This is a genomic window from Mycobacterium sp. 050128, from assembly GCF_036409155.1.
Classification (GTDB): domain Bacteria; phylum Actinomycetota; class Actinomycetes; order Mycobacteriales; family Mycobacteriaceae; genus Mycobacterium.
In genome coordinates, this window is sequence record NZ_JAZGLW010000001.1 from 3,114,495 (window position 1) to 3,132,912 (window position 18,418).

Here is an 18,418-nt window from a genome sequence, read left to right on the forward strand (position 1 = left end):
CACGACTCCTTTCGGATCACGGAATGTACGGGCTGTCGGCGCCGGTGACCGTGCGCAACACCACGAGCGGAACAATCAGAAAAACAAAGAAGGTGATCTGGAAGACGATGAACCAGGCGCCCAGTCGCATAAGTTCGAATCGCCATCGCGGAATCGCCACCTCGTAGTTGAGGCCGTCGTCGAATTCTTGCTGCTTGGTCAAGACCAGTCGCTTGGTGGCGACGGCGGTCCCGCCCCCACTTTCGGTGTCGCCAGGCGAATGCAACGCGGTCCGTGGGACGGTGAAACGATCCAAGCGGCAAAAACGCTCGAAATGGTTGAGCCCGCGAATCGGTGGCTTACCGGCCCAGTAGGCGATCAGGTTGGGCCATACGCACATGATGCCGATGGTCCAGAGCAACGTGATGCGACCACCGTTGCCCCACTCCAGAACTGGCCCGATGCCGGGATCGTAGGTCCACCATCCCATTGCCGTGGCGGTGCCTTCGACGGCGAAGTCCCAGACATAGTTGACGGGAATCGCAAGCACCAGCATTGATTTGAGCATGCTCCAACCAAACCGCGCGGACACCCATTGGCTCAGCCACAACACCAGGATCGCGTGTACTCCCCAATACACCGCGTAGGCGAACGGCATGAACAAGGGATCGTTGGGAGTCTTGATCGGTAGCCACTCGAGCAGATGGTGTTGCGCAAACGCCGGACTGTAGAACAACATCTGGCCCCAGTCCCCGACGGTCTCCATCCAGTACACCGCAAGGCTGTTGAACAGGAAGAGGAAGCCCCAGGTCAGGCGGCGTCGCCGGATGACATCGGCTACCGCCAGAACCATGAAGATGCTGCCGGCGATCGGTATCACCCAGTTGAAGAACCAGACCCCAGATGGATTGAGGGTTGCTGGTGGCGCCAATTGCGACGTGGCGAAAAGCATCGTTGCCTTTCAATGGGCAAGTGATGGAACGGACTCCAGCACCTTCTTTCAACATGTCTAACCTAGTTCGCTATATAACGTTTGTCACCTGAATCCGCGATGAGGGCGCCGCTGAATGACGGCTCGAATGCCACGCGAAAGAGGCTGATCGACGCCTTCGCGAGGTTGCGAGCGCAATCCGATTCGGACGTTGACACTATGACAGTGAACTGTCATCTTGGGATAGGTCGTGTCAAAGGAGCTGCACAGTGACGGATCTGAAGTCGCCTCGGCATACCGAGCCGTTGCCAGTCGAGCCCGGGCGGATCAAGACCCTTCGGCCAGTGCTGTTCTGGTCGAGCCTCGGCGCGGTGTGCATCGTCATCGCCGCCTACGTCTACATCTCGTGGATTGGTTCCGGCAACGCGACTCCGGTAAATCCCGGACCCGACCCGATCCCCGGAGCCACCCGGTGGGCAATGACCGCCTTCCAAATCGCTTGCCCGCTACTAGCTCTGGTCGCGATCGTTTACGTGGTCCGCAAGAGCCTGCGCGAGCGCCAACTCTGCGTCGAAGCAGCGATCGTGATCGGATCGGCGATCGCCTGGTGGCACGATCCGCTGATCAACTGGTTTCAGCCAGTTCTGTTCTATAACGCCGGACTGGTCAACTTCGGCAACTGGACGCAGAACATTCCCGGCTGGTTGAGCCCCGACGGCCGATTGATGGCCGAACCGGTGCTCATGATCGGAATGATCTACATCTGGATGCCCCTGGCCATGGGGACGCTCGCCCGCTGGGCCATGGGTCGCGCCCGCCAACGGTGGCCGGCTCTGGGACCCGTCCGCACCTTCTGCGCCGGTTGGCTCGCGGTATATGTCATCGAGTTTCCACTCGAGATCTTTGCGGTGCGCCATGGCCTGCTCGGCTATCCGGCATCGATTCCCAGCGTCACGCTGTGGGCCGGGCGGACTGTTCAGATACCGCTTTACGGCCCCGTCCTGTGGTCGCTGGTGCTCAGTTCGAGCGGTGCGCTCATGTTTTTCTGCAACGGTGACGGCCAGATCCGGGTGGAGGCGGGTGTGGAAACTCTGCGGTGGGCCGGCCCTTGGGTCCGAGGGGTGCTCAGGGTGCTGGCCGTGACCGGCTTTCTACACGTGGTGGCGATCGGCGTGTACGACCTACCGGTGAACCTTGCCGGCTTCTACGCCGGGCCGACCCAGAACTACCCCAGCTACTTGCGCACGCAGTACTGCGGACCGGACACGCCCCGACACTGTCCGGATGGCACCCGCTTCGATGATCGCTAGGTGGCGCTACTTCAGGACCGCGGGCAGGGCGGCGAACTCCTGACGGATCAGGTCGTCGAGCGACCGGCCCGGCGCCGACAACCATTGGTTGAGGGCGCGCTCGACGAGCAGCATGCCGACTGCCGCTAACAGCCGGCATTCGCTGTTGGGCGCCGGCAATCGGCGTCGTTCGGCGATCACCTTGGCGACGGTCTCCGCGTTGGCCTCGTGGTTTCGCCGTTCGCGGCCCAGCAAGACGAGCGACGATGCGACCGCCTCGTGGTACTGCGCGATCCTTTTACGGATGCGTTTGAGGCCTGGCGCAAGCAATGCGAATGAATTCGCCAGGGCCTCGAAATCCGAGACCTTGTCCGGTTGGGCCAGGTAGACCCCGCTGACTGCGTCGATGAAGTCGTACTCGCCGAAGAAGAGCACCGACTCCTTGGTTGGGAAGTAGCGGAAGAACGTCCTCGGCGAAACCCCGACACTCTCGGCGATCTGGTCTGTGGTGGTCTCGTCGTACCCGTTGGTGCTGAACAGGTCCAGGGCCGCATTCAGCAGAGCACTACGGATCCGGTTCGCATGCTCATCCCGCGGTGATCGGTCGCCCCGGGCCATCCGCCAACCTCCTCCTACGTCTGGGTGTCCCGACAGTACAACGACCACGGGTGCCGACACATCGTTGACACTCGTCGTGATACCAACGATACTTCCCAATATATGACAGTCAACTGTCAGAGTGATACTTAAGCGCCGGCCGGCGCGGGAAGAGGGGTTTCCGTCTCTATGACCGAGCTCGGCGTCACCGCAACGCTGAATATCAACGACCTGCCCTTCGCCGAAGACCGCACGCGCGCGTGGCGGGAACTGCGGGAGGCGGGCGAAGCGGTGAGTTCTGGCGAAGAGATCGTGCTCACTAGCGCAGAGGCCGTGGAGTTTGCGGCCAAAAGACCCGAGATCTTCTCGTCGGCACAAGCTTTCGACCGCCTTGGGAGCCCCGTCCCGCTGATACCGATCGCGATCGATCCGCCGGATCACACCCGGTTCCGCCGACTGCTCGATCCGTTCTTCAGCCCCAAGAAGATGGCCGAGCGTGAGCCCGAATTGCGCAGGCAGGCTGGAGAATTGATCCACGCCATCGTCGCGAGGGGCGAGTGCGACGTGGTGAATGACCTCGCCACACCGTTTCCGTCCCAGGTTTTTCTGACGCTATTCGGACTGCCCATGGCCGACCGCGACCGGTTGGTGCGCTGGAAAGACGCGATTCTGCAGTTCACCGATCCGAGCAGCTCCGAAGCCACCCCGGAGGTGATGGCGCACGCGCTCGAGTTGTTCACCTATCTGAGCGAGCACATCGCCGAGCGGCGCGCCGATTCAACAGGCAGCGACATGCTCACCCAATTGATCCAAGACACCGACGAGGGGGGAATGTCGGACAACGAAATCCTCGGCCTGTGCTTCATGTTCGTGCTGGCCGGGCTGGACACCGTCACTTCTGCCGTCGGATTCTCGTTGGCCAGGCTGGCGGCCGACGCCGAGCTGCGCCGCCGTGTCGCGAACGACTTCACCCTCATCCCGGCATTCATCGAGGACATTTTGCGCGTCGACGGACCCGTCCCGTTCGCGCCCCGCGTCACCACCGAGGAGATCGAAGTCGCGGGCAGGGTCGTGCCCAAAGGCACCACGGTCATGCTCAGTTATGGAAGCGCCGACCGTGATCCGCGGCGGTACTCCGACGCCGACGAGGTCCATCTGGACAGCAAGGTCGTGCACTTCGCCTTCGGGCGCGGGCCGCATCGTTGTCTGGGTTCACATCTGGCGCGCCTCGAACTTCGACTCATCCTCGAGGAGTGGCACTCCCGCATACCCGAATACACTCTGGCTCAAGACAAGCCGCCGAAAATGCCGTGGCCTACCGGGACGATGTCGCTGCAATCGGTACCGCTGAACATCAAACCGCCGTCGCGGGATCAGTCGTTCTGACGGTTGCGCGAGTCTCACCCGACTTTCGGGATGATTTCCTCGGCCACCCACTGCATGTGGTCGAGGTAGGCATTGAAACCGTCCAGCGCAGGCGGGTTGACCCAGGTGTCGGTGACGCCGCGTTCGGCCAGCATGTTGCAGTTGTCGATGACCTGTTGGGCGTTTTGGCCGAATTGTGCATTCGGGTCGTCGACAATCGCGTGCTCTTGACCGATGGAGAGCACCGCCAGGCTGTAGAACAGCGAGAACGGCCGGTCGTCGAACCCGGGTTGCGAGCGCAGGTAGTCCATTTTGGCCGGCAGTTCCTCGGGTTTGGTCAGCCATGGCGCCCAGCCGTCGCCGAACCGGGCCGCGCGGCGCAGCACCGCATCGGCGTCTCCGCCCATCCATATCGTCGGGTGGGGCTGCGAGATCGGCTTGGGCCCGAACGCGATGTCGTCGAACTTAACGAAATCGCCGTCGAAGCTTGGCGAATCGCTGTGCCACAACTCGAACATCGCCTCGAGATACTCGTCGGTCATGCGGCCCCGCTTGTTGAAGGGGACGCCGATCGCGTCGTACTCCTCCTTGAGCCAGCCGACGCCGACGGTAGTCTGGGCGCGACCGCCACTGAGCCAATCGAATGTCGCGATCTGCTTCGCGGCGACGATCGGATTGTGCAGCGGCAGGATGATCACCATCGACCCGATGGTGATCGTCGAGGTGGCGCCCGCGACGAAGGCTTGGGCGGTGGTGGCGTCGAAGTAGTGGTCGCCGGACAACGCGACGTGACCACTCGGGGTGAGAAAGTGTTCGGGCAGGAACACCATCGAATAGCCCAGCTGCTCGGCATGTTGGGCAACGCGCGCGATGTGGGAACCGGTGAGCTGGTGTTCCCAGGGCTGCGTGATCGCCGCGACGTGCATGCAGTTGGGTAGGTACACGGTGAATCTCATTTGGCGCCTTCCGATTTCATGGCCGGGTGGCGGAGCGCTGACAGGAGGTTCCGGGGGCACGCCGATCGCGACGGTCTCATTATGGCAGTCTACTGTCACACGTCAAGACGGATGCGCCTGGCATTGACTATGGCAGTGGACTGTCATAATGTGACTGTGACCCCTGGCTGTTGCGAAAGGCGTGTTGCGTGGATCCGAACCTGTTCATTGCGCTCACCAATCCGATCGAGGGCGAAGATGATGCCTTCAACAAGTGGTATGACGCTCAGCACGTGCCAGAGGTTCTCGAAGTTCCCGGAGTCGTTGCGGCGCAACGGTATGACATTACCGAGCTGAAGGTTCCCGACGACCCCGACCTGCCGGCTCAGTTGCCGCCGCCGACGCATCGCTACATGGTGATCTACGAGCTGGACAACGAGCCCGAGGTCGTGATGGCGGAGTTCCTGAAGCGCGTCGTAGCCGGCACACTTTCGTTGGGGGAGTGGCTAGATCTGACCACGGTGTCCCTTACCGGGTGGGCACCGCGGGGCGAACGCGTGCTGGCGGAGCGCTAGTGGGCGAGTTGCTCGCCCGCATTCACGCCCAGCGCGCGTGTCGGCGCTTCGATCCGGACGGCAAGGTGCCCGATTCCGACGTCGAGCAGATACTGGCAGCCGCGGTGCACGCGCCGAGCGCGGAGAATACCCAGCCTTGGACGTTCATCGTGGTCCGCGATGACAGCAACCGCGCGCTGCTGGCCGCGTGGTGGACGGAGACGTGGAATGCCGGCGGCGGCGACTTCGTCAGGCAAAGCGTCGAAGACAAGGTGCTGGTCGCCGACCTCGAATTCGGTTTTAGCAAAGGCGGCTTCGCCGCGGCACCGGTTGTCATAGTGGTGTGCGCCGACACGGATCGCGTGCCGGAGATCTATGCACCGTCGTCGATCTACCCTGCCGTGCAGAACATGCTGCTTGCCGCCGCCGACCTGGGATATGGCTCGTGTCTGACCACCGGTCTGACCACCTTTGGTGTCGATCGGGTGCGGGAACTGCTGCAGCTGCCGCAGAACCTGATACCGATGGCCGCGGTCTACGTGGGCGTGCCCGCGCTCAAGCTTTCACCACCGCGCCGCCGCCCGGCGACGTCGGTGACCTACCGTGAGGGTTTCGGTAACCCGTGGTGACGAGAATGGAGAGTTGCCAATGCCATTGGCGATAACGGAGGACCACCGCGCGCTCGCCGAAGTCGCGGCCGCGATGGTAGCCGGGCGCGCGGGCACCGCGGGTGCGCGCCGTGTTCTGCTCGACCGCGACAAGACTGATCGGTGGTGGTCCACCGACGGACTCTGGAAGGAAATGGTCTCTACCGGATGGCTTGGCCTGCATCTCGACGAACGGTTCGACGGTCAGGGTTACGGACTGCCTGAACTGACGGTTGTGCTGGAGCAGCTCGGTCGCGCCGCGCTGGGCGGACCCTTCCTGCCCACGGTCGCGGTGTCCGCGGTGATCGCCGAGGTAGGGACCGACGAGCAGCGTGAACGGTGGTTGCCGCGGCTGGTATCCGGTGACGTGGTCGCGGGTATCGGCACGAACAGCGCTGTCGTCCTTCGCGATTCGATGGTCTCAGCCGCTGCGGTGCCCGCCCTGGCCGAGGCGGCCGCCGACCTTTTCTTGCTTGCATCCGGCGACGACCTCGTCCTGGTGCAGGCCGGTGACGGGGTCAGCATCCGAACCATTGGCTCAGTGGATCAGCTGTTCGCACCGGTGATCGTGGTCAACCTGAGCTCCGCGCCGGTTTGTGAGATCTTCCCAGGCGCTGCCGGGACAGCGACACGCATTCTTCGGCTGCTGGCCGCGGCCGAAGCCGTTGGCGGGCTGGGCGCGTGCACCGAGATGGCGACGACCTACGCAGCCACACGCGAGCAATTCGGCAGACCTATCGGCTCGTTTCAGGCGGTCAAACATCACTGCGCGAACATGCTGGTCGATACCGAGCTTGCCACCGCCGCAACATGGGATGCCGCGCGCGCTGTCGGCGTCGAGGCCGAACTGGCGGCGACGATGGCCGCCGGACACGCGTTGACGGCATATCAGCGGGTGGCGCTGCAGAACGTGCAGGTGCACGGCGGCATCGGCTATACCTGGGAGCACGATGCCCACCTCTACATCAGGCGGGCCACCGTGCTGCAGGCGCTCGCCGGCGATCGGGATGCACTGCGGGACAAGGTGATCGCGCTGCAACGCGATGGTGTGCGCCGGCGCCAGTCGGTGGACCTGCCCGAGGGCGCCGAACAATATCGCCAGGCCGCGCTGGAATTCCGCGCCGAACTAGAGGCGTCCGACGCCGACGATCACCAAAGGCTTTGGGCGCGCAGCGGATACCTGCAACCACACTGGCCGGCGCCGTACGGACGGGCCGCGAACAGCGTCGAGCAGTTGATCATCGAGGATGCCCTGGACGGGTTGGACAAACCCAGCCTCGGGCTCGGCGAATGGGTGGTGCCGACGCTGCTGCAGCACGGAAGCGCCGAACAGGTCGACCGATTGATCTGGCCTAGCCTCGAGGGTGAGCTGCGGTGGTGCCAGCTATTCAGCGAGCCCGGCGCCGGCTCGGATGCGGCGGCAGTAGCCACCAAAGCAAGAAGAGTCGACGACGGCTGGGTGGTCACCGGACAGAAAGTGTGGACCAGTGACGCGGTGAATTGTCAGCGTGGGCTGGCCACCGTGCGCACCGATCCGAACGTGCGCAAGCACAAAGGCATTACGGCGATGATCATTGATCTCGCCGATCCGGCGGTACGAATACGACCACTCACCGAGATCACCGGCGAGACACTGTTCAACGAGGTCTTCTTCGACGACGTCTTCGTCCCCGATCGTGATGTGGTCGGCGGTGTGAACGACGGGTGGACCGTGGCGATGGCGGCCTTCGGCAACGAGCGGGTATCGATCGGCGGTGGCTCGGTCACTATGACCGCCGACGCATTGATCGGTCTATTGGCCCGGCACCGGCCCGACGACACCGGCTCGGCACGCGACGTCGGTGAACTGCTGATCGAGGCTTACACCCTGGCCACGCTGAACCTGCGGCAGGCGGCGCGGGCCGTCTTTGACTCCGGGCCTGGAATCGAAGGCAACATCGCCAAGCTCTTCGGGGTCGAGCACGCCCAGCGCGTGGCCGAACTGGCACTGCGTATTGCCGGCCCGGCAATCCTGGTCGGTGAAGAGCCCAACGTCGTGCACGACTATCTGTTCAGCCGTTGCCTGACGATCGCCGGCGGCACGTCGGAAATCGTCAGAAACTTGATCGCCGAGCGCATTCTGGGCCTGCCGCGCGATCCGGCTCCTAAGTAGATCGGAGCGTCGCATGACCTGTGCCGTCGTCGGGATCGGGCGTACCGAGTACTCCCGTAACTCCGGCCGCACCACCCGCGGGATGGCCGTGGCTGCTTGCCGTGATGCTATCGCCGATGCGGGCCTCACGCCGACCGATATCGACGGTATCTGCACTTTCATGGCCAACGACTCCGAGCAGCCGATCTACGTTGGGTGGGCGCTGGGTATCGACGAACTGGCCTGGGCCAACGCCATGTATGGCGGCGGCAATCTCGTGGCTGACCAAATCGCCACCGCCGCCGCTGTCATCGAGGCCGGTATGTGCAAGGCCGTGCTGGTGTACCGGTCGCTCAACGGCCGCTCGGGCTACCGGTTCGGCCATGTCGAGGGACCGATGCAGGTACAGCACCACGATCAGTTCGATACAGCGTCCGGATTCATGGTGCCGCCGCAGTGGTTCGCGATGTGGGCTCGCCGTCATCAGCACGAGTACGGTTCGACCAGCGAGGATCTGGGGCATATCGCGATCATTCAGCGCAATCACGCGGGGCCCAACGAGCACGCTCTGCGACGCGAACCGCTCACTATGGATGACTATCTTGCGGCGCGCTGGATCAACGAGCCGTTCCGGGTACTGGACTGCACGTCGGAGGTCGACGGCGCGGTAGCCGTGCTGATCGTCGGTGAGGATATCGCTCGTAACACCAAGCAGCCGCCGATGTGGTTGGTCGGATCGTCGAATTCGCAGGGCGGTGCCGGCTGGAGCGAGTGGGACGATCCCACCGAGATGTACTCGCGCACAGCAGGTCCCAAGATCTGGGAGAAGACGGGACTGAGTCCGTCGGATATGGACGTGGCCTGCATGTACGACTGCTTCACCTACACGGTGATGGCCACCATGGAGGGCTTCGGCTTCTGCGAGAAAGGCGAAGTGGGCAAGTTCTTTTCGACCGGACGCGCCACCTACGGCGGCGACGTGGTGGTCAACCCGCACGGTGGGTTGCTGTCCGAGGGATACATCCATGGTCTCAATCATCACTACGAGGCTGCGCTGCAGTTGCGCCATGCGGCGGGTGTACGTCAGGTCAAGGACGCCAAGCTGGCCCTGGTCACCGCGGGCGGCGGGCCCTTCGGCGGCGCGAATGTCTACAGCAAGGAGCACCCGTGACGAATCCTGCACTGGCGGCACCGGTTCCGGTGCCCGACCCCGATTCGGCACCGTACTGGCAGGGCCTGAAGGACGGCAAGTTGATGCTGTGCCGCTGCGACGACACCGGGAAGTGGATTCATCCGCCGTTGGAGCGCAGCCGGTACACCGGTGGCCCTGTGCACTTCGAGGAGGTCAGCGGCGATGGCACGATCTTCAGCTACATCGTGATCCGCCAGGCCCTCGTGCCCGGCCGCGTGCCCCCCTATGTCGTCGGGCTCGTCGAACTGGCCGAGCAGCCGGGATTGCGGATCAACGCGGTCATCGATGCCGATCCCGCCGATGTCCGGATTGGACAGCCGGTGCGGATGCGCATCGTCGACCTCGGCGAAAGCGGCTACCGCATACCAGAATTCGTCATCAAGTAAGGCTGGGAGCAACAGATGGGCAGAATGGACGGTCGCGTCGCCTTCATCACCGGAGCCGGCAAGGGCCAGGGGCGGTCACACGCTGTCCGGTTGGCCGAGGAGGGCGCCGATATTGTTGGTGTCGACATTTGTCGCCAACTCGACGGCGTGCTGTATGCGATGGCCACGCCGGAAGACCTCGACGAGACCGTCAATTTGGTGGAGAAGACCGGTCAGCGGATGATTGCCCGGCAGGCTGATGTCCGCGACCGTAAAACACTTCAGGCCGCTTTCGACGATGGCGTCGCAGAATTCGGCTACATCGATACGGTGGTGGCGAACGCGGGGATCGTACTGAACCGGGTCGACGAGCCCGATCCCGAGGCGGCGTGGGAACTCGGCATCGGCGTGCTGCTCACCGGTGTGTGGAACACCCTGCAGATCGCGAGCGCCCACATGATGAAGTCCGATCGCGGCGGTGCCATTGTCGCCACCAGCTCGATGGCTGGTCTGAAGGCGCTGACGGACGGCAGCGGCGGCGCGGACGCGTACGCCGCGGCGAAAATCGGTGTGACCGGACTGGTACGGGCCTACGCACAGCGCATGGCGGCCAAGAACATTCGTGTCATGGCGATCGCACCGACCGGTGTCAATACCGCCATGATCGTGGAGAACCCGGCGCTGTTCGAGGTGATCGCCCAGAACGAGCATCTCGCCAAGGCGATGACAAATGCCCTGCCGGTCACGGTGATCGAACCGGCCGACGTCTCGGAAACAGTACTGTTCCTGGTCGCCGACAGTGGCCGGTACTACACCGGCACAACGCTAATGCTCGACGCCGGCATGAACATGACCTAGACGGCTGTTGCCGCACGGAGTCAGCTCAGCAACGTGCCGGTGCCCAGGTCCGAGTAGGCCTCGGCGAAGCGGCCGAGCACCGCGCCGACGACCTCGACCGAATACATCTGGTCGGGCGCGATCGCCCACATGCAGAAACCCCAAGCGGGGCTCTCTCGATACGCGGTCCACATCGACTCGCGGTCGGTCAGCGAGGTGACGCCGGCGTCGACCAGCCGGCCGCGATAGTTGTCCAGCAGCTCGCGCTCATGGGCCCGTCGAAGCTCAGGAGGCAGTGCGGCGATCAACGCATAGCCGACGTCGTGGGACCACGAGCCGCGCCGAATCAGTTGCCAGTCAAGCAAACCCATTCGGCCGTCGGGCAGCGCATAGGTGTTGCGTAGGTGCGGGTCGCCGTGCAGCACGGTGATCGGGTCGCGGGCCACCCGCTCCTGGAGTCTCCAGAAGGCGGCTTCCATACCATTCATGTCGGTGCCGGCGGCATCAAGAAGCGCCGTCTTGTACGGGGCGTCAATGAGGGCGCGGATTATCGCGAACCCGTTGTCGCGCAGAAAGTGTGCGAATCCGCCGGTGACGGAATCCTGTAACCAGGACAGGTCGCCGCCCTCAGCCAGCCGTTGGCTGCCCCAGAACGGAGCGTGCAGTTGGCTCAACGTTGCGAGCAGCGCGTCGGCCTGCTCGACGCTGAGGCCCGTCACCGCATCAGGGACCTGCGCGCCGCGCAAGGTGATGTCCTCTCCGAGGATCAGAAACTGCGACGGGCCGTCGAGGTGGTCGGCGAAGAAGGTCGTCATCGTCTCGACGTTCAGATCTGGACGGAGGTCTCGGTAGAACCGTGTCTCGTCGTCGTAAAGGACCGTCCCGCCTCCGCCTTCGGAAAGCGATTGGTCGAACGCCTCCGGCAGGTCGTGCACTGTCCTGAGTTGCGTTTTGATGAAGAGGCGCTTCGGAAGTCGGGTGTGTGGATCGGCGTACGTCACATCGAGATGCAGGTGCGATGTGGTGCCCTGCCAGGTGTGTCCAATCGTGACGCCGGTAACCGTCGTGTCGGGATCGTGTCGGCGTAATAGCGACGTCAGAACCTCGGGCTTGATGTCGTCTGCGGACTGAAGCGTGACGTGCAGAGCTTGGCCGGTCATCGCAATCCTCATCGTTGAGATTCAATTATGACAGTTGGCTGTCATGTTATCACCAAGGCCATGGGAATGAGGAGGTTTCGCGCCTCTACCTAGGTCGCCTTGGCGGGACGGAATAGCGGCAACCACATCCGGCTATCCTCGGCACCCGACAGCGCGGTCCAGTCTTCGAAGAAGGCTTCTACCCGCATACCGACGCTGATCTCGTCCGGGGCGACGTCGACCACATTGGTAATGAGGCGGACGTCGGGATCCTCGGCAAGTTCGACCATCGCGACGATATAGGGCGGTTCGAAACCCGGAATCCAGTTCTGGCGGTTGACCGTAAACGCCGCGACGGTGGCCTGCCCGGAGACGGGTTCGGGTGCAACGTCAGTACTTCGGCAACGCCAGCAGGCTGGGCCCGGCGGGTGAAAGAAGTGGCCGCAGCCGTGGCAGCGGGTGATCAGTAACTGGCCATTGCGACCACCGGTCCAGAATGCACGCGACTCCGCGGTAGGGCTGGGCGCCAATCGGAACTGTGGACGTTGGTAGGCGCCGTTCGGTGAACCGATCTCGGCTGTCATGATCCGGCCAATGATCTGCCGATGACCAGTCGCTGAATCTGGTTGGTGCCCTCGAAGATCTGCGTGATCTTGGCTTCGCGCATGTAGCGCTCGACGCGATAGTCCCTCGTGTAGCCGTAACCGCCGAAAACCTGGACGGCGTCGGTGGTGACCTTCATTGCGGCGTCGGTGGCAATGAGCTTCGCCACTGAAGCGTTGCGCGAGTAGGGGAGGCCCGCGTCGCGGCGGCGGGCGGCGTCCAGGTATGTGGCGCGCGCGGATTCGACCGCGGCGGCCATATCGGCCAGCAGGAACGCCAGACCTTGATGATCGATGATCTTGCGGCCGAAGGTCGTCCGTTGCTGCGCATAGGAAATCGCCTCGTCGAGTGCCGCCTGCGCAAGCCCGACGGCGACCGCGGCGATGCCGAGACGTCCGGAATCGAGTGCGCTGAAGGCGATCTGGAGGCCCTGGCCCTGGGCGCCGATTCGGCGTTGGGCAGCCACGAACGCATTGTCGTAGTGCGCTGTGGTGGTCGGAACGGCATGCAAGCCCATCTTCTCCTCGGGTCTGCCGAACGTCAGTCCGTCGGTGTCCTTGTCTACCAGGAAGCATGAAATACCTTGTGCCCCTTCGCCAGTGCGGGCGAAGAGGCTGTAGAAATCTGCGATGCCGCCGTGGGTGATCCAGGCCTTCGCGCCGCTGACGCGGTAACCGCCATCGACTGCCGCAGCCTTGCAGGTCAGGGCGGCGGCGTCGGAACCGGCCTGCGGCTCGGACAAGCTGTAGGCGCCGATCGTGTGACCACTCAGCATGGTCGGCAGCCACTGCTGTTGTTGCTCGTCGGTGCCGAAAGAGATCAACGGATGGCAGGCCAGTACGTGGACGCTGACGGCTACGGCAACTGCCGCCCACCGGGCGGCCAATTCCTCGAGAACCTGCAGGTATACCTCGTAGGGTTGTCCGCCACCGCCCCATTCCTGCGGGTGCGGCAGTGTCAGCAGACCGGTCTCACCCAGCGTCGCGAAGACTCCTTCGGGGTAGGTCTCGTTCTTCTCGTGCACGTCGACGATCGGATCGAGCACCTTGTCGGCGACATCGGCCGCGAGGCGAACCAGTTCGCGTGCTTCGGGTGTCGGCAGCAGACGCTCGACGGTCATGAACGCCCATCTTGCCACTGGCAACCGGTCAATTCTGCCGAGATCTCCCAGAGTCGTCGCGCGCTGTCCGCATCGCGCGCCTTGTCTTTGAGCGTGGTCGGCTTCGGTGTGCCCCACTGGTGCATCAAGCCGCGCGGCGCGATGTAGGTGCCGTTGGGCAAGGTTGTGGTGATCGCCTGAATGGTCGACCGGGCACCGTCAGCCGGGCTCTGTGCGATGCGCGGCGAGAGCACTCGGCCGGCCCACCGCAGTGCACCCGAGCCGTTGCGAGTGATCCCGGTGTCCGTCATGCCGGGATCGGAGGCGTAGGCGGTCTTGCCGCGGGCGACCAATTCCCGCACGAAGAGCAGGTTCGCCAGTTTGGATTCTCCGTAGGCCGACCACGGGTTGTAACGGCGATGGTGGTAGTTGAGGTCGTCGAAGTGCATTCGGGCGGTGTTGTAGTTGGTGCTGGCCACTGCCACGACACGGTCGCGGATCCGGTCGCCGAGCAGGCAGGTCAACGCGAAGTGGCCAAGGTGGTTGGTGCCCATGTGAGCCTCGAAGCCGTCCGCTGTTCGCGTCAGCGGCAAGCCCAGCACGCCGGCGTTGTTCACCAATACGTCGACGTGGTCGACGGTATCGGCGAACTTGCGCACGCTGGTGAGGTCGGCCAAGTCCAGCTCGCGCACCTCGACGTCACCGGGCATCGACGCCGCGGCCTCGTACGCCTTTGCCGGGGTTCGGCACGCGATGATCACTTCGTGGCCGGCAGCGGCCATTGCGTGCGCGGTCGCTTTCCCGACGCCACTGTTTCCGCCCGTGACGATGATCCGCACGTCGCCCGTGCCCTCCTTCGCGTTAATCCACGTAAACAGTAAACTATTTATCGTTTTGGGAAAACGGCGAGGAGGGCGTTGAGTATTTCCTTTTCCACCAGTTCGGTTCGGCCGCTGCTATGACGTGGCTCGAGCGGATTTGCGCCGTCCACGAGCGCAGTGAACGTTCCGCGGTCATCGGCGATGAGGGTTCGGTCAGTGGCCGCGAACTGATCGGACAAGCCGTGGCGGCCGCGGACCTGCTCGTCGACCTCGACGTGCCGGCAGGTCAGTCGATACCCGCGTTGCTCACCACAAACGCACGCGCGCTGGCACTTCTGTTAGGTGGTGTGGCAGCCAACAGACCGCTGGCTCTACTCGGGCCGCGACAGACTCCAGCGGAGCTGGCCGAGATGGTGCGTCGGAGCGGCTCGTCGGTCCTGCTCACCGAGGCCGCGTTCGCTGAGACGGCTCGCCAGGTCGCCGACAGCGTCGGGATAGCGGCGGCGACAATACCCTGCTTGCCGGTGTCGAGTCGTTCGCTGCATCCGGCGCCCGGTCCCACAGCGATCTACCTGCACACCGCGGGGACGACCGGAGTTCCCAAGCGAGTTCCGCTCACCGAGCGAGTGCTGGACGCCCGCGCGGAGTTGCTGCGGCACTTGATCGGCATCGGGCCCGACGACCGTTACGCGACCGGCTCACCGCTACATCACATCGGCGGGCTGGGCAACGTCTTGGTGGCTCTCACCGCCGGTGCCGCGGTTATCCCCACCACCAGATTCTCGTTCGACTGGTGGCGAAACTTGAAGCCACTCAACGCCACCCATTGTCTACTTGTGCCGACGATGATCGAAATGCTGCTCAGCGAAGGACTTCTCGGTGCGCTTCCGCTGAAGACTTTGATCTATGGTGCATCGCCGATCACCGTCGAGACGTTGCGACGCGTACTCGACGTCGTTCCGGACGTCGCGATGGTCAGCCTTTACGGCCAGACCGAGGGCAGCCCAATCACTAGCTTGGGCCCAGACGATCATCGATTGGCCGCAGTCAACAACCCCGGCGTTCTATCCACCGTCGGCCGACCGGTGAGCGGTCTTCGGCTGCAGATCGATCAGCCGGACCGGGCAGGAATCGGTGAAGTGCTCGCCGCCGCAGCGCACCTTCCCGTTCAGGACGCCGACGGCTGGTTGCACACGGGGGATCTGGGCGTGCTGGATGCCCACGGATATCTCCGTCTCTGTGGTCGTCGGCACGACATGGTGGTTCGCGGCGGGGAGAACATATATCCCGTTGAAGTCGAGAATGTGCTCAGTGCCCACCCCGCCGTCGCCGCGGTCGGGGTAGTGGGCGTGCCGGATCCGCGACTCGGAGAAACCTTGGCCGCGTTCATAGTTCCGTCGGACCCGGCTCATCCGCCACAGCCCGAGCAACTGGCTTCCTTCACGCGCGTCACGCTCGCCGGCTTCAAGATTCCGCGGTACTGGTACGCGGTCGCCGAACTGCCGCTGAACAGCGCAGGCAAGGTCGTTCGCGACCAACTTCGGAAATCACACCTGGCGCGTCGGCACAGTGGGTCAACTTGAATTTTGTGCACACGCAACCGTCGGAGACCTACTCACTCACTCACGTCCGCTGTCTTCGGTCGGCGCCGCGGAGATCGCGGGAATTTCTAGATCTTATCCGTTATATAGTTTAACGTCTCGGTGTATGCCGATAGCCGCGCGAAGCCCGGTCGCATCAGCAGGTCGACACAGGGTTGCCGTCGTTTGTTCGAGTTGCCAGCCATGAAGAGTACGAACATGCTCATCGCGGTGGTCGTCGCCGCAACTGCCGTCAGCGGAGTCGCGCTGACTCTGGCACCGGCGGCGCGCGCCGTACCGGCGCCTGAGGTCGAGTATGTCTACAACGTGGTGGTACGGCGGCATTACGGCTTTCCGAACAACGACGCGCTTGCCTACGGTCACGGGATCTGCGAGAAGGTCGGCCGCGGCGATGCCTACGCGCAGGTTATGGGTGACGTCAAGGGTGACGTCACCCCCAACGACGAGTTTGCGGCTAATTACTTGGTCTCATATGCGGTCGACTTGCTGTGTCCTGAGCTGATATGGCAGCTGCGGAAGTCAGCCGCTGGTTACCAACCGCCAGCCGGCGTAGCCGCGCCCGGTACCTACTACTGAGGCTATTTTCGGCAACCAGTGGAACCGTCTGGTTCTAGGATCCGCCACAAAGATAAGAAAACCCCTCCCCGCCATTTCGATGAGAATTCTGCAAACCCGCAGCTAGAGACGTCTCCAACCGCCACGCAGCGTGTGAACCTACAGCAGTTGTAGGGTCCCAAACCCGGTGTCATACGCCCATCTGCCGTGTCATGTCGATGTCATATAGGCCCCACGCGACTGCGTGCTGAATAGCGGTGATTCGTGAGGCAAACCTTGCCCCGCAGCGATGTGAGACGAGATAGAAAACAGGTCAGACGCGTGGTATCGCCGCAGTTTGAGCCGGCGGCATATGACACTGGGAATGAGAACCTGTAGCCGAGTGCAAGCCCGGCCGCGCACTCGGGCGGAACAAGCACTAGATCGCCGCGCCGGGGTTGAGGATGCCTAACGGGTCCAGTGCCTGCTTGATGCGGTGGTTCAGCGCCATCACCTCCGGCCCGAGGTAGCCGTCCAGCCAGGGCCGCTTCAGCCGGCCCACCCCGTGCTCGCCGGTGATCGTGCCGCCCAATCCGACGGCCAGATCCATGATTTCGCCGAACGCGACCTGGGCGCGCTTCGCCATCGCGGGATCCGCAGGGTCGTACACGATCAGCGGATGCGTGTTGCCGTCGCCGGCGTGGGCGATCACCGAGATCATCAGGTCGCGTTCCGCGGCGATGCGCGCAATCCCGGTCACCAGCTTGCCCAGCGCCGGAAGCGGCACCCCGACGTCTTCGAGCAGCAGCGATCCCTTGGCCTCGACGGCCGGGATGCAGAACCGGCGCGCGGCGACGAACGCCTCGCCCTCGTCCGGGTCATCGGTGGTGAAAACGTCCGTTGCATTATTTTCGGCGAATATCGCCGCGATCAGTTCGGCGTCCTCACCGCTGGCGCGGCCGCGTTCATCGGAGCCGGCCACCAGCATCGCGGCGGCCCCGCGATCGAGGTCCATGCGCAGGATGTCCTCGACGGCGTTGATCGCCACCGAATCCATGAACTCCAGCATTGCGGGCCGCAGCCGTGACGCGACCCCCAGCACCGCGTCGACAGCCGACTCGACCGAGGCGAAGCTGGCCACCACGACGCTCGACGTGTTCTGCGCGGGCAGCAGCCGCAGCGTCACCTCCGTCACGACGCCCAGCGTGCCTTCGCTGCCGACGAACAGCTTGGTCAGCGAAAGCCCCGCCACGTCCTTCAGCCGAGGACCGCCCAGCCGCACCGCGGTGCCGTCGGCCAGCACCACTTGCATGCCCAGCACGTAATCGGTGGTGACGCCATACTTCACACAGCACAAGCCTCCGGCGTTGGTGGCGATATTGCCGCCGATGCTGCAGATTTCGTACGACGACGGGTCCGGCGGGTACCACAGGCCGTATCCGGCGACGGCCTTCTTCACCTCGGCGTTGAGCAGGCCGGGCTGGCATACCGCGGTCCGGGTGACCGGGTCGACGATGATGTCGCGCATCTTCTCCGTCGACAACACGATCCCGTCGGCCAGCGCCGTCGCCCCGCCCGATAAGCCGGTGCCGGCCCCCCGGGGCACGACGGGCACCCGGTGGGCGGTGGCCCAGCGCAGCACCTTCTGCACGTCTTCGGTGCAGCGCGGCCGGACCACGGCCAGCGGTGTGCCCGCCGACGGGTCGAAGGCGCGGTCGTGTCGGTAGCCGTCGGTGATGGTCGGGTCGGTGACCACCATCCCGTCCGGCAGGTCGGCGATCAGGCCGGCCAGCATGTCT

18 protein-coding genes are annotated in these 18,418 nt (G+C 63.9%); 10 read left to right on the top strand and 8 right to left on the bottom strand.

The window, feature by feature from the left end:
* Positions 1-16: 16 nt before the first annotated feature.
* Positions 17-931: a spirocyclase AveC family protein gene (locus SKC41_RS15065; protein ID WP_330978308.1), complete on the bottom strand. Its 915-nt coding sequence runs from the start codon at positions 929-931 to the stop codon at positions 17-19.
* A gap of 248 nt (positions 932-1,179) precedes the next feature.
* Between SKC41_RS15065 and SKC41_RS15070 the strand changes: the two genes are divergently transcribed.
* Positions 1,180-2,220: a spirocyclase AveC family protein gene (locus tag SKC41_RS15070; RefSeq protein ID WP_330978309.1), complete on the top strand. Its 1,041-nt coding sequence runs from the start codon at positions 1,180-1,182 to the stop codon at positions 2,218-2,220.
* Between the two features lie 6 nt (positions 2,221-2,226).
* On the opposite strand, the gene SKC41_RS15075 is transcribed toward SKC41_RS15070, so the two are convergent.
* Positions 2,227-2,817, bottom strand: coding sequence for a TetR family transcriptional regulator (locus SKC41_RS15075; RefSeq protein WP_330978310.1), 591 nt, complete (start codon positions 2,815-2,817; stop codon positions 2,227-2,229).
* A 168-nt stretch (positions 2,818-2,985) separates the two neighbouring features.
* Between SKC41_RS15075 and SKC41_RS15080 the strand changes: the two genes are divergently transcribed.
* A complete protein-coding gene (locus tag SKC41_RS15080; protein ID WP_330978311.1) occupies positions 2,986-4,182 on the top strand; it encodes a cytochrome P450 in 1,197 nt (398 codons plus the stop codon).
* A gap of 14 nt (positions 4,183-4,196) precedes the next feature.
* Here SKC41_RS15080 and SKC41_RS15085 read toward each other — a convergent pair whose 3' ends face one another.
* Positions 4,197-5,117, bottom strand: coding sequence for a TIGR03619 family F420-dependent LLM class oxidoreductase (locus tag SKC41_RS15085; protein ID WP_330978312.1), 921 nt, complete (start codon positions 5,115-5,117; stop codon positions 4,197-4,199).
* A gap of 188 nt (positions 5,118-5,305) precedes the next feature.
* Between SKC41_RS15085 and SKC41_RS15090 the strand changes: the two genes are divergently transcribed.
* The 6 genes from SKC41_RS15090 to SKC41_RS15115 are packed head-to-tail and all read left to right on the top strand — an operon-like array spanning position 5,306 to position 10,843.
* On the top strand, positions 5,306-5,671 hold the full coding sequence (locus SKC41_RS15090) for a hypothetical protein (protein WP_330978313.1): 366 nt from the start codon (positions 5,306-5,308) through the stop codon (positions 5,669-5,671).
* A complete protein-coding gene (locus SKC41_RS15095; protein ID WP_330978314.1) occupies positions 5,671-6,279 on the top strand; it encodes a nitroreductase family protein in 609 nt (202 codons plus the stop codon). Before SKC41_RS15090 ends, SKC41_RS15095 begins: the two co-directional genes overlap by 1 nt.
* Before the next feature lie 19 nt (positions 6,280-6,298).
* On the top strand, positions 6,299-8,449 hold the full coding sequence (locus SKC41_RS15100; RefSeq protein ID WP_330978315.1) for an acyl-CoA dehydrogenase: 2,151 nt from the start codon (positions 6,299-6,301) through the stop codon (positions 8,447-8,449).
* Between the two features lie 13 nt (positions 8,450-8,462).
* Positions 8,463-9,599, top strand: coding sequence for a thiolase C-terminal domain-containing protein (locus SKC41_RS15105; protein ID WP_330978316.1), 1,137 nt, complete (start codon positions 8,463-8,465; stop codon positions 9,597-9,599).
* Positions 9,596-10,006, top strand: a complete 411-nt coding sequence (locus tag SKC41_RS15110) for a Zn-ribbon domain-containing OB-fold protein (RefSeq protein WP_330978317.1) — start codon at positions 9,596-9,598, stop codon at positions 10,004-10,006. Before SKC41_RS15105 ends, SKC41_RS15110 begins: the two co-directional genes overlap by 4 nt.
* Positions 10,007-10,021: 15 nt before the next feature.
* The gene (locus SKC41_RS15115; protein WP_330978318.1) at positions 10,022-10,843 is read left to right on the top strand and encodes a mycofactocin-coupled SDR family oxidoreductase; all 822 of its coding nucleotides are present in this window, start codon (positions 10,022-10,024) and stop codon (positions 10,841-10,843) included.
* Positions 10,844-10,863: 20 nt separating this feature from the next.
* Here the strand turns inward: SKC41_RS15115 and SKC41_RS15120 are convergent, their stop codons facing one another.
* From SKC41_RS15120 to SKC41_RS15135, 4 genes are all read right to left on the bottom strand, one after another.
* Complete coding sequence (locus tag SKC41_RS15120; protein WP_330978319.1) at positions 10,864-11,982, bottom strand: phosphotransferase; 1,119 nt, start codon at positions 11,980-11,982, stop codon at positions 10,864-10,866.
* An 89-nt stretch (positions 11,983-12,071) separates the two neighbouring features.
* Complete coding sequence (locus SKC41_RS15125; RefSeq protein ID WP_330978320.1) at positions 12,072-12,545, bottom strand: Zn-ribbon domain-containing OB-fold protein; 474 nt, start codon at positions 12,543-12,545, stop codon at positions 12,072-12,074.
* On the bottom strand, positions 12,542-13,684 hold the full coding sequence (locus SKC41_RS15130) for an acyl-CoA dehydrogenase family protein (protein WP_330978321.1): 1,143 nt from the start codon (positions 13,682-13,684) through the stop codon (positions 12,542-12,544). Before SKC41_RS15130 ends, SKC41_RS15125 begins: the two co-directional genes overlap by 4 nt.
* Positions 13,681-14,502 (bottom strand): SDR family NAD(P)-dependent oxidoreductase, encoded by an 822-nt coding sequence (locus SKC41_RS15135; RefSeq protein WP_330978322.1) that lies wholly within the window; start codon positions 14,500-14,502, stop codon positions 13,681-13,683. The genes SKC41_RS15130 and SKC41_RS15135 overlap by 4 nt, the downstream gene beginning before the upstream one ends.
* A 119-nt stretch (positions 14,503-14,621) precedes the next feature.
* On the opposite strand from SKC41_RS15135, the gene SKC41_RS15140 reads away from it, so the two are divergent.
* Both SKC41_RS15140 and SKC41_RS15145 read left to right on the top strand, forming a co-directional pair.
* On the top strand, positions 14,622-16,067 hold the full coding sequence (locus tag SKC41_RS15140) for a class I adenylate-forming enzyme family protein (protein ID WP_330978323.1): 1,446 nt from the start codon (positions 14,622-14,624) through the stop codon (positions 16,065-16,067).
* Between the two features lie 201 nt (positions 16,068-16,268).
* A complete protein-coding gene (locus SKC41_RS15145) occupies positions 16,269-16,661 on the top strand; it encodes a DUF732 domain-containing protein (RefSeq protein ID WP_330978324.1) in 393 nt (130 codons plus the stop codon).
* Positions 16,662-17,058: 397 nt separating this feature from the next.
* On the opposite strand, the gene SKC41_RS15150 is transcribed toward SKC41_RS15145, so the two are convergent.
* Positions 17,059-18,414 (bottom strand): FAD-binding oxidoreductase, encoded by a 1,356-nt coding sequence (locus tag SKC41_RS15150; protein ID WP_330978903.1) that lies wholly within the window; start codon positions 18,412-18,414, stop codon positions 17,059-17,061.
* Positions 18,415-18,418: the final 4 nt, after the last annotated feature.

Excerpts from the sequence above, each read along its gene's own strand:
- SKC41_RS15115 (WP_330978318.1), top strand. The coding sequence starts at position 10,022 with ATGGGCAGAATGGACGGTCGCGTCGCCTTCATCACCGGAGCCGGCAAG.
- SKC41_RS15150 (WP_330978903.1), bottom strand. The coding sequence starts at position 18,414 with ATGCTGGCCGGCCTGATCGCCGACCTGCCGGACGGGATGGTGGTCACC.
- SKC41_RS15100 (WP_330978315.1), top strand. The coding sequence starts at position 6,299 with ATGCCATTGGCGATAACGGAGGACCACCGCGCGCTCGCCGAAGTCGCG.
- SKC41_RS15105 (WP_330978316.1), top strand. The coding sequence starts at position 8,463 with ATGACCTGTGCCGTCGTCGGGATCGGGCGTACCGAGTACTCCCGTAAC.
- SKC41_RS15085 (WP_330978312.1), bottom strand. The coding sequence starts at position 5,117 with ATGAGATTCACCGTGTACCTACCCAACTGCATGCACGTCGCGGCGATC.
- SKC41_RS15145 (WP_330978324.1), top strand. The coding sequence starts at position 16,269 with ATGAAGAGTACGAACATGCTCATCGCGGTGGTCGTCGCCGCAACTGCC.
- SKC41_RS15065 (WP_330978308.1), bottom strand. The coding sequence starts at position 931 with ATGCTTTTCGCCACGTCGCAATTGGCGCCACCAGCAACCCTCAATCCA.
- SKC41_RS15075 (WP_330978310.1), bottom strand. The coding sequence starts at position 2,817 with ATGGCCCGGGGCGACCGATCACCGCGGGATGAGCATGCGAACCGGATC.
- SKC41_RS15130 (WP_330978321.1), bottom strand. The coding sequence starts at position 13,684 with ATGACCGTCGAGCGTCTGCTGCCGACACCCGAAGCACGCGAACTGGTT.
- SKC41_RS15125 (WP_330978320.1), bottom strand. The coding sequence starts at position 12,545 with ATGACAGCCGAGATCGGTTCACCGAACGGCGCCTACCAACGTCCACAG.
- SKC41_RS15080 (WP_330978311.1), top strand. The coding sequence starts at position 2,986 with ATGACCGAGCTCGGCGTCACCGCAACGCTGAATATCAACGACCTGCCC.
- SKC41_RS15140 (WP_330978323.1), top strand. The coding sequence starts at position 14,622 with ATGACGTGGCTCGAGCGGATTTGCGCCGTCCACGAGCGCAGTGAACGT.
- SKC41_RS15120 (WP_330978319.1), bottom strand. The coding sequence starts at position 11,982 with ATGACCGGCCAAGCTCTGCACGTCACGCTTCAGTCCGCAGACGACATC.